Origin of the sequence: Lysinibacillus sp. CNPSo 3705 (genome assembly GCF_028674935.1) — a bacterium.
Lineage (GTDB): Bacteria > Bacillota > Bacilli > Bacillales_A > Planococcaceae > Lysinibacillus.
Map to the genome: position 1 here is coordinate 1 of NZ_JAQZSD010000106.1, position 9875 is coordinate 9875.

10 protein-coding genes and 1 pseudogene are annotated in these 9875 nt (G+C 32.8%); 2 read left to right on the plus strand and 9 right to left on the minus strand.

What is annotated here, in order from left to right; all coding sequences use genetic code 11:
* Nucleotides 1-93 precede the first annotated feature (93 nt).
* Nucleotides 94-168: pseudogene (locus PVA17_RS25585) on the minus strand (ArsR/SmtB family transcription factor); the annotation flags it as partial.
* Between the two features lie 150 nt (nucleotides 169-318).
* On the opposite strand from PVA17_RS25585, the gene PVA17_RS23670 reads away from it, so the two are divergent.
* On the plus strand, nucleotides 319-2043 hold the full coding sequence (locus PVA17_RS23670) for a multicopper oxidase family protein (RefSeq protein ID WP_274069181.1): 1725 nt from the start codon (nucleotides 319-321) through the stop codon (nucleotides 2041-2043).
* Between the two features lie 140 nt (nucleotides 2044-2183).
* Here the strand turns inward: PVA17_RS23670 and PVA17_RS23675 are convergent, their stop codons facing one another.
* From PVA17_RS23675 to PVA17_RS23690, 4 genes are all read right to left on the minus strand, one after another.
* Nucleotides 2184-2456 carry a hypothetical protein gene (locus PVA17_RS23675; RefSeq protein ID WP_274069182.1) on the minus strand — a complete coding sequence of 91 codons (273 nt, stop codon included), beginning with the start codon at nucleotides 2454-2456 and terminating at the stop codon, nucleotides 2184-2186.
* A gap of 460 nt (nucleotides 2457-2916) precedes the next feature.
* The gene (locus PVA17_RS23680) at nucleotides 2917-4761 is read right to left on the minus strand and encodes an FtsX-like permease family protein (protein WP_274069190.1); all 1845 of its coding nucleotides are present in this window, start codon (nucleotides 4759-4761) and stop codon (nucleotides 2917-2919) included.
* Between the two features lie 19 nt (nucleotides 4762-4780).
* Nucleotides 4781-5542 (minus strand): ABC transporter ATP-binding protein, encoded by a 762-nt coding sequence (locus PVA17_RS23685; protein WP_274069183.1) that lies wholly within the window; start codon nucleotides 5540-5542, stop codon nucleotides 4781-4783.
* 45 nt (nucleotides 5543-5587) lie between these two features.
* Complete coding sequence (locus PVA17_RS23690) at nucleotides 5588-6622, minus strand: DUF418 domain-containing protein (protein ID WP_274069184.1); 1035 nt, start codon at nucleotides 6620-6622, stop codon at nucleotides 5588-5590.
* Nucleotides 6623-6837: 215 nt separating this feature from the next.
* Between PVA17_RS23690 and PVA17_RS23695 the strand changes: the two genes are divergently transcribed.
* On the plus strand, nucleotides 6838-7203 hold the full coding sequence (locus PVA17_RS23695) for a YxeA family protein (protein WP_274069185.1): 366 nt from the start codon (nucleotides 6838-6840) through the stop codon (nucleotides 7201-7203).
* 283 nt (nucleotides 7204-7486) lie between these two features.
* On the opposite strand, the gene PVA17_RS23700 is transcribed toward PVA17_RS23695, so the two are convergent.
* The 4 genes from PVA17_RS23700 to PVA17_RS23715 all read right to left on the minus strand — a co-directional run bounded on the left by PVA17_RS23700 (nucleotide 7487) and on the right by PVA17_RS23715 (nucleotide 9681).
* The gene (locus PVA17_RS23700; RefSeq protein ID WP_274069186.1) at nucleotides 7487-8071 is read right to left on the minus strand and encodes a GNAT family N-acetyltransferase; all 585 of its coding nucleotides are present in this window, start codon (nucleotides 8069-8071) and stop codon (nucleotides 7487-7489) included.
* A gap of 418 nt (nucleotides 8072-8489) precedes the next feature.
* On the minus strand, nucleotides 8490-8615 hold the full coding sequence (locus PVA17_RS23705) for a hypothetical protein (RefSeq protein WP_274069187.1): 126 nt from the start codon (nucleotides 8613-8615) through the stop codon (nucleotides 8490-8492).
* 287 nt (nucleotides 8616-8902) lie between these two features.
* Nucleotides 8903-9145: a hypothetical protein gene (locus tag PVA17_RS23710; RefSeq protein WP_274069188.1), complete on the minus strand. Its 243-nt coding sequence runs from the start codon at nucleotides 9143-9145 to the stop codon at nucleotides 8903-8905.
* Nucleotides 9146-9174: 29 nt separating this feature from the next.
* Complete coding sequence (locus PVA17_RS23715) at nucleotides 9175-9681, minus strand: hypothetical protein (RefSeq protein WP_274069189.1); 507 nt, start codon at nucleotides 9679-9681, stop codon at nucleotides 9175-9177.
* Nucleotides 9682-9875 lie beyond the last annotated feature (194 nt).

Below are 9875 nucleotides of genomic sequence, written 5' to 3' on the forward strand. Positions count from 1 at the left end.
TTCCATTCTAACTCATAAAATATAGTAAAAATAAGATAATTTTTTTGAAAATCTTTCTTTATAATAAATGCCTATAACTTACGGGGTCAAAAACATAAAGCGATAATGTTTCCATATGCTAACCTTTCGTTCAGTAATAGTGCCTGCCTCCTTTAATTTTCGAAGATGCTAAAACTTCAAGTCAGCTGCTGCTCTCTCTGTCTCAATTCCTTTGGATAAACCCAGAAGCATTATGTAAATTAAATAAACATATCATGATTCTGTAGCTAACAATGGCTATGAATTAAATTGTTTGAAATGGATTAGGGGGAAATTAATTTGAAATTAAAAAAGTTTGTTGATGCATTACCGATTCCGCCTACTATAAAACCAATCGGAAAACGGGATGGAATTCCTTACTATGAAGTGTCGATGCAACAGATAAAACAAAAGCTACATCTTGCATTACCGCCGACAACAGTTTGGGGATATAATGGGATGTATCCTGGACCGACATTTGATGTTCGTAGGGATCATCCCATTCTAGTGAAGTGGGAAAATAAATTACCTTTTAAACACCTTCTGCCAGTGGATACGACTCTTCACGGTGCCGAACCCAGTCGACCCCCGGTCAGAACGGTAGTTCACTTGCATGGTGGGCGTGTTCGCCCTGAAAATGACGGATATCCAGAAGCATGGTTTACCAAAAACTTTGAAAACTTTGGCAGCAAATTCGTGCATGAAGTTTACTACTATCCGAATTGTCAGCGTCCGACAACTCTCTGGTATCACGACCATGCCCTTGGAATCACTCGATTAAATGTTTATGCCGGGCTAGCAGGGTTTTACCTTATTCGAGACAAGGAAGAAGAAAAACTAAATCTCCCCCAAGGTGAATTTGAAATTCCATTAGTTATCCAGGATCGTTCCTTCTATGATGACGGTCAACTGTTCTATCCTTCCCAGCCCGGACAAAAACCCCCACCTGCACCACAACCCCCACCTCCAATAGATCCCGAACTTCCAAATCCATCGGTTGTTCCAAGCTTTGTTGGAGATACAATTTTAGTCAACGGAAAAATATGGCCCTATCTTAGAGTTGAACCGAGAAAATACCGATTTCGAATCCTGAATGGTTCTAATGCCCGTTTTTACCGTATGCGATTGAGTTCTGGTCAAGATTTCATTCAAATTGGTACGGATGGCGGATTATTAGAAAAACCTGTACCGGTTTCTGAAATCATACTGGCTCCGGCAGAACGAGCAGATGTAATTATTGATTTTTCAAAACATAGAGGGCAGAATATCATACTGACAAATGATGCTCCGGCACCTTTTCCTGATGGAGTTCCTCCTTCTCCAGATCTTTCACAAATTATGGAATTTAAAGTGAAACAAAAATCTTCCAAGCCGGATACAAGTACAGTACCAGAAAGATTAAGTTGCTTTGAAAAACTCGAACCTAAAGATGCTATATATGTAAGAAAAAACTTTTTAGTTGAAACTACTGATGAATTTGGCCGACCGTTGTTTGAACTCAATAACAAGATGTGGGTCGATCCTATTACAGAAACACCATATAATGGAACAATAGAAGTTTGGGAACTTTATAATTTAACCCCCGATACCCATCCGATTCATTTGCATCTAGTTCAATTCCAGATTCTCAATCGTGCACCAATTACCGTGGATGAGAATGGGAATATCATTAATGTAGGGAAAGCAAAGAAACCGGATCCAAATGAAATGGGTTGGAAAGATACCGTCCGTGCAAATCCTGGCGAAGTTACTCGTATCATTGCACGTTTTGGGCCGTTTACCGGAACTTATGTTTGGCATTGTCATATCATTGAACATGAAGATCATGATATGATGCGTCCTTACGAAGTACTCCAAAACCATAATTTTGATCCTTGCATCCCTATTCCAGGCGTATGCCCGGATGATTCATTTACCCAATGTTGTGACCAAGACCCAAAACATTGTAACTGTAAAAAGAATCCTGGCGATGATGAGTCAAGTTCTCATCACCATTCCCTTAAAGAGGATCACGGTGATGGTTGATTCAGTTTTTAATTTTGACTAAATTATTGTCAGAACTAGATAATTCGCCTCACTGGAATAATTAGCGATTTTGCTACACTTAAATAAAACCAGGCTCATATGAATTTTATGAGTACCTGGTTATTTTGATGAAAATTCTACTATTTACGTTTTACATCTTTACATTGAAAGTTGTTTCCATTGTCATTTGAAGTACAAATTGTATTTATTGATTTTTCAGTTACACTATCTTTTTTACTCTTTACTTGTTCAAAATTCACATGAAATACTTGTTGGGAGTTACTTTTTGAATGTCCTTCAACCTCAATAGTTCGATCGTACATTTCTGCTCTAAAACTAGTAGATGAAATTTTGATTTCCTCTCCAACTTTTTCACTTAAATAACTTTCAGCTACTTTTGCTGCTCCATCCAATTGTTGGTCAGTAGGACTTGGTATAGATGAAGCTACAAAGATTACTAATGCAGCATATGCAATACCTATATACCACCTATAACACCTCCAGTGATTAAGAGGATTTTCTTCCAGTTTTTCTTAAACATATTCTTACTCCTTTTCATACACAAACAATGTTGTTACTTTTCAATTTCTTTTAGATTATAGGAGATACTTTATTTCTTTTTTATCTAATTACCTTACATTTGTATTACAGTCTGGCAAGAATTGCAGATGTTTATAGTAAGTTAACACATAGTCCAAAAATTGAGGGATATGATGAATAAACACAAAATAACCAGGATCTCTGAAAAAATGAGTCCTGGTTATTTTGTTTAGGAGATCACCTATTAGGAGATCACCTATTAATAGGAGAAAGCTTTTATGGTCTATTAAAAATTTCTCTTATTTTAAATTAAGAAGAATAAAAATTTTTTCATCAAAATTTCGGAAGAACTATTCTCTTATATAGTTGAACGGTAATATAGTAGTATATTGAGTAAATTACAATAAAAATACCAATCGGAAGCCAAATGCGGAAATAAGGTTCAGCTAAAATTGTTGAGAATAGGTTCATGCCAATCAATACATGTACAATACCCACTATCGCAGGGAATAGGAAAACTAAGAATATTTCTTTATAAATAGACTTTGTTAACACTTCATATCGAACACCAATTTTGAACAGCATTTGATATCGAATAATATCCTTTGAAGCGCCCGTTAGAATTTTAAACATTAAACAACTTGCCATCATCGCTAAGAAGGCAACACCTAGGAAGAATCCCATAAAAATAGTCCCGCTAAGGAAGCCGTTTAATTCAATAAAGTCTTGATATTTTTTATTTAAAGATACAATTTCCTTGGGTTTATTTTTCTGAATCTCGTTAATTTCTTTCCATTCATTAATGTATTTTGTAAAATCATCAGTAATTCCGGCAAAAGTTATTCCTTCCTCACCCTTTATATCTTCATACATTTTTTTATTAACAATTTTAATGTTATGATCAGGATAAAAATTATGGGGATGGATTGTCCCCGTAATTCCTCTTGCCCAATCTTCTGGAAACTTCGTTTCTTCGCCTTCAGTTTTATTGAAATCTAAAATAGCACCAACCTGAAGGTCTCCAGATACAGGTTTAAATTGACGTATAACTTTACCTTGTTCCATAATACTTTCACGTAATAATGGACGATTATTTTCCAATTCTTCTTTTGTGTAATAAACAAACTGTGAATCTACTTTATAATGATATTGCGCACTTTGCTTAAAATTAATATGATCTACTAATTTTTTTTCCTCTGTTGTTGGATTGTGTGTAATTAGATCATAAATATTATTTTCACCAAGCATTATTGATATATTATTTTTAAATGCCATACCAGCCGAAATTGCACCTGCGCCAAGTGCGACTAGCATAGCCACTGTCGCTAATACTTTCGTTAAACTATTAATACGGAAATTTAACTGTGCAAAAGTAAAAGCATTTAGTCCTTTTTCATTTCTTTTACTGCTTTTAATTTTCTGGACAAATAATGGTAACAAGGAAATAAAGAGAAGATATGTTCCACTGGTGATTGTAACCATCGCTGTGACTATTCCTACTTCTTCTAATTTATCCACCTTGATTAAACACACATAACCAATCGCTAATAAAATAATTGAAAAAATGGACTTAATGCTAGTAATTTTCCTTGTAGTTACAATGCGTTCACTATGCGAATCAGAATGAACAAGTTCTAACACTGATATACGTGTTAGTTTAATACAATTTAGGATACTAGATAAAATAAATAAAGTAACAAAGAAAATACAGGTAGTAATTATTGATGGACTATAAAAAGCAGAGTAACCACCTGCAGAAAAATCAAGCTGTTTCATCAACAATTGACCGATTACTTGAGCTAGCCCAATGCCCAATCCTATCCCTACTAGAAGAGATAAAATTCCTAATGTCATCGTTTCAATAAACATTAGTAATGTAATTTTAGCCCTTTTTGCTCCAATCATCATATACATGCCAAATTCTTTTTGACGAAGTGAAAGTAAAAATGAGTTTGCATATAGAATGTAGAAGAACGTAATTATTGCTAGCAAAAATGATCCAGTATTAAAAATAAATTGAATAGGACCAACAATAGCATTAGATTTTAAGAAGTCATTGTTCATAGCTAATGTTTGGAACATATAAAAGACTGAAATAGATATAATAAGACCAAATAGCAAGACTACATAGTCTTTAGACTTACTCTTTAGTCCTGACATAGAAAGTTTAAATAACATTTTTTCCAAAGTTCCTTCCTTAAGATTTATGTGTACCGAGATCAGCTAATACATCTAATATTTCTCTATAAAAGTTTTCTCGTGTTGTTGTATTTCGAATTTCTTTATATAATTCTCCGTCTTGAATAAATAATATTCTTTGACAGTAACTTGCACTAAACGCATCATGAGTAACCATCATGATCGAAACACCTTGTTCTTCGTTTAAGCTCTTCATTGCTTCTAGCATGCTTACTGCATTTTTAGAGTCTAATGCACCAGTAGGCTCATCACCTAAAATGATTGCAGGATCATGGACCAGAGCACGTGCTGCTGCAGAACGTTGTTTTTGACCACCTGATACCTCAGAAGGATATTTTGAAAGGATCTCTGAAATTCCTAACATCTCTGCTACTTTATTTACCTTTGATTTAATCTTCCGAGAGGCAGCGCCTTGGAGTGAAAGTGGTAAAGCAATATTTTCATAGATTGATAAATTTTCGAGTAGATTAAAGTCCTGAAAAATAAATCCTAATTTCTGTGAACGAAAATCCGAAAGTTCGCCTTGCTTCATTTTTGTTATATCTGTTCCAGCAATTTGTACAACACCATTTGTCGCTTTATCTAGAGTAGAAATATCATTTAATAACGTTGTTTTCCCTGTACCAGATGGGCCCATAATTCCAACAAATTCACCTTCTAGAATAGAGAATGAAACACCCTTTAATGCATGGGATTGATTTGATCCTTTTTTTCCATATACTTTTTCCACATCTTTTACCTTTACAACCGGTATATTCATCTATATAAACCTCCTAGATTTTTCTCAAATTTGAATTCATACATATCATGTTGTTTTTTTAGTTAACGGCATCCATTTCCAATACGTAAGTATTCTCCAAATCCATTCTAATGGTCCAAATTTGAAGATACGTAACCAAACCATACTGAATACAATTTGAATAGTACAAATAGCTATACATATATAAATTGTTTGTATATAGGTTAATTTACCTTCTAAGTTGAATATTAAGCTACAGCCCATAATTAGAACGGTTTGTCCGATATAATTCGTTAATGCCATACGCCCATAATATTTAAGAGGAGCTAACAGCTTCCTTATTATTTTTGTTTGTAATAGTAGAAGTAATAATCCAATATAAAAAGCTGAAATAATAGTTCCATTTGCAACACCTATTTTTAAAAATAGGTTGGTTTGATTTATTGCGTCATCATCATCCCCCATAAGAATAATATTGGCGAATGGAGATTCTGGTATATATTGATATTGAACAAATAAGCTGATTACACTAAGCACGAGCATTGCTAATGTAAAAATCGTAAGTTTTTTAGTTCTTTTAGATAAATTTTCAAATACCCCATATTGCCCTGCGCTTAATCCTAATAAAATAAGAGGTAAAGAAAGAGTTATCTTCAACCCAAAATAACTAAGAACGATTAATAAAATAATACTAATGCCTAAATTAATATGTTTGTTTAGCTTATAAAAAGGTAGTGCAAGTAATCCACATATTGCATAAAATCTTAATACTTCTCCATCTAAAAATAGGGAATGAACAAATCCAATAATAAACAAAACAATAAGTCTGCTTAATAATAGTAAATATCCATTTCTACCTTTAGAGTTTGCTCTCGTCAGAAAGATATAAAATCCTACACCAAATAAGAATGAAAAGATAGTATAAAACCTACCTTCAACAAATAAATATAAAAATCGTTGATAACTAGCATCGATAGTATGATTCTCTGGTAAATCAATGAGTAACATTGCAATGACATTTACCAAAATAATTCCTAATAATGCGAATCCTCGAATATAATCTAATTCATTAATTCGTTCGCCTAATAAACTTTTTCCCATACAGTAATATAAAATCTCCTTTTTCACATTTTTTCAGAGCACTTTTCGAATTATACCTACAGTTTCTTAATTTCTATTAATGTATATTCTTAAGATTTATAGAGGTTTATTTTGTAAATTCTTAAGAAATTATGAATCAGTCTCTAGACGTATGGATTGTAAAAAAAATATAGATTAATATGATGGAGAACTTTGATAAATAAAGAGAGGAATAAATGATGAAAAAAATATTATCAATTTCGATTTTAACTATTGTTTTAGGGAGTATTCTAACAGGATGTAGTTTTGCTAATAAACTTGTTAACGAGACTTATTATGTAAAGATCACTGAACCTGGGAAAGAAGAAGATGGTGGAATTAACTACGATTTAAAAGGGTTTAATGAAGATGGAGATGAAATGAGCATTCTATTTTCTTCAAATGATAATAAACAAATTCCAGAAGGAACATATTTAGAAATTACTGCTGATAAAGATAAGGATGCTAATAAACATACTTCGGGTAAAATTTCATTAATTAATGAATATAAAATTATTGAAAGTAAAGATGTACCTAAAGAAATAAAAGAAAAATTAGAATAAAACAACTTAGCCCCCTCTCTTAGGAGAGGGGGCTTTCCATGATTTCTTATCTTAACCTAAACCATTCTAGTTTAGCATTTTATGTATCCCTGCCTTCCCTGCATCCATACCTCAATTGATATTTTCGATGATTATGGCTAGAACCGGGCGTTTTATGTATTTCGTGAAGATTCATGGGAAGGTATTGATTTAGAATTAGGGAGTGAAACCAGTCAAAAAGGCATATAGGAAAGCAAAGGATAACGGCAAACTATCCGATTGTGTAAAATCGGTCTCTGTTTTTTTATAGAAACTGACCAACTGGAAAATCAAGATTAATAGTAGTATTTCGCAAGATCGATTCATAACCCTTGGATTTTTCTGAAAACAGACGCATCAAAACAACAACGTCTAGAGATTCGCTAGATAAAGCATCATCATCTCGACTGCCAATAAGCACTACATCTTGTACAACAGACCAAGCGCCGGCACGATTATAGAAAGAACTTAAAGATGGTTTACACGTAAATATGCCAAAATCTATGTTTTCTTGTTTTTCAATCCATTGAGTTGCGGCAGATACTGTACATAAACCTAACCCTTGACCATGATAAACGGGATCAGTAGCCACACAGCTAAGTCCAGCAATATTAAATATCTGTTCATCGTGTTTGATAGTTTTACGCACCACACCTGCATAGCTGACCAACTTTCCATCTATGATGGAATAAAAAGAACGTGCATTAAGTTCTTTATCGTGAGCTTCCGGAATCGTTGCTCCCGGCATTGGACAATCATTTGGCCAAACCTGATGTAACATTATAGCAATCTCACGCCGTAATGTACTAGGTGCTTGATTATAATAGATTGATTGCACGATAGCTGTCATAGGTTTATCCCCTCACTTTCTGCTATGTTATGTTCCGTGTTGTGTTTACTTAACTTCAAAGAAATCATTCTTCCAAAATGTAATTTACTTTAACTTGTCTCATTCATAATACTCACAGTCTTCAAACTCGTTACTCATATTTTAACACAAACCACTTTAACCTTTCATTAAGGGTGCGGGTTCTCTCTCACTCTAATTGGTTAACATCACCATTATTTAATTAACCTTTTTTCAAATGATAGAAACCTTTTTATGTTGGAGAAAGTTCTCGTGACAAGAACTTTTCAGGTACTGGGCTTGGTTTTCGAGCCTTAAAATTAATTGATAACAGTTGTTGAACTAATAAATATAACAATATTGCATTTTTTAGTCTAAAAACAAATCATTGCAACTTGTTTTTTATTAAGTAGTTGTATCTTTAAATACATGTATTTAAAGAACGAATCTTATTTACAGTACCTTTCCCTATACCGTTACCTGTTCCACTCATTTCATTAAGTCTTTCTAAAAAGCGTTCGACTGTTTTAGTGTGTGTTTGTTTCATGAATATTTCCCCTTTCGTTGTTCGATAGTCTTGTCACACGATTTTTTATCGACCTGTTTACCTGCATGAATCGCTAAAGGTCCTCTAGGTTCCGTTAACCGGTTGAGTTGTAAATAACCCTCCAAATCTAGAGCGGCTCTTAAAAAAACTAAGTATTTCATTTGCTTGCATGTTCATATTTTCATGTTCTAAAGCTTTTGAAATTCATTGTTATTGAACATAAAAATAACCAGTTCCTTGAATAAAATATCCTTGCTACAATTCATCTATTTTCACATCCCGTTGATTTAACTATTCATTTCGTATACTCCATTTATCAAGAAAGGAGAACCGTTTTTCATTACAATCTTTAATGTATGTAGTTCCTTATCGCAGCGATATATATGAATCAATTTATTGTTTTTAGTTGTTGTATCTGTCTGCTCATATGTATCTCCATCAAAAAAAATAGTAGCTGCAGGTATAAAATTCTCATATAAATCTTTTAAATCGGTATAAACATTTTCTAGCTTTTTAATTGTTTTGTTCATAATTTCCTCCTAAAAAACAATTGGAAGGGTTAGTCATTATCGACTATTTTTATCCACTCTTCTTCCTTTTTAATAAATAAACTTTGACTATTTATAAATTGGTATATAAATAACTTACAAAATAGCCTTTTTAATTTTGTTCTATCCGTTGAGACATATAAGGTATAGATAGAATAGAACCTAGATGGTAATTCTTTGTTATTCTTATACTTTTTGTAGACTACTGGAACAAAATTTAATAATGCCTTTGTAGCTTTATTATTAAAATGAATTTGCTGTTTATGTGAAAGTGGTTTGCCGTTAGCGTGTTTTATAATACACAACTTTCTAATTCCACATGAAAGCTCCATATAGGTAATTTTGCCTTTGAGTATTTTTTCATCATTAGTGTAGGAGTTCAGCTGGCGTTTAGTATTAATAAAATCAGAAAGCTCTTTTTGTCTTTTAAAATACCGATAATTTCGATTTGAAATAGCTGTCTTTTCTAACTCTCTTAATTCTTTCTTAGCCTGTTTTATCTTTTGACGTAAATTCAAGTAAATTCCTCCCCCTAAAATACCGCATATTGATATTCAGACTAATCAAAAAATTTTAAGAAAATATTAAGGCTCCACTCTCCTAATATGAACACAAATTCCATATTCCCATTTTCTTATTTTTTCAATTTCTTTAATTAATTACATATTATTTAATTAATTACATATACAGCATACCATATTTTAGTTAATAT

Coding starts and splice junctions, on each gene's coding strand:
- PVA17_RS23680 (WP_274069190.1), bottom strand. CDS start 4,761: ATGTTATTTAAACTTTCTATGTCAGGACTAAAGAGTAAGTCTAAAGAC.
- PVA17_RS23685 (WP_274069183.1), bottom strand. CDS start 5,542: ATGAATATACCGGTTGTAAAGGTAAAAGATGTGGAAAAAGTATATGGA.
- PVA17_RS23690 (WP_274069184.1), bottom strand. CDS start 6,622: ATGGGAAAAAGTTTATTAGGCGAACGAATTAATGAATTAGATTATATT.
- PVA17_RS23695 (WP_274069185.1), top strand. CDS start 6,838: ATGATGAAAAAAATATTATCAATTTCGATTTTAACTATTGTTTTAGGG.
- PVA17_RS23700 (WP_274069186.1), bottom strand. CDS start 8,071: ATGACAGCTATCGTGCAATCAATCTATTATAATCAAGCACCTAGTACA.
- PVA17_RS23705 (WP_274069187.1), bottom strand. CDS start 8,615: ATGAAACAAACACACACTAAAACAGTCGAACGCTTTTTAGAAAGACTT.
- PVA17_RS23710 (WP_274069188.1), bottom strand. CDS start 9,145: ATGAACAAAACAATTAAAAAGCTAGAAAATGTTTATACCGATTTAAAA.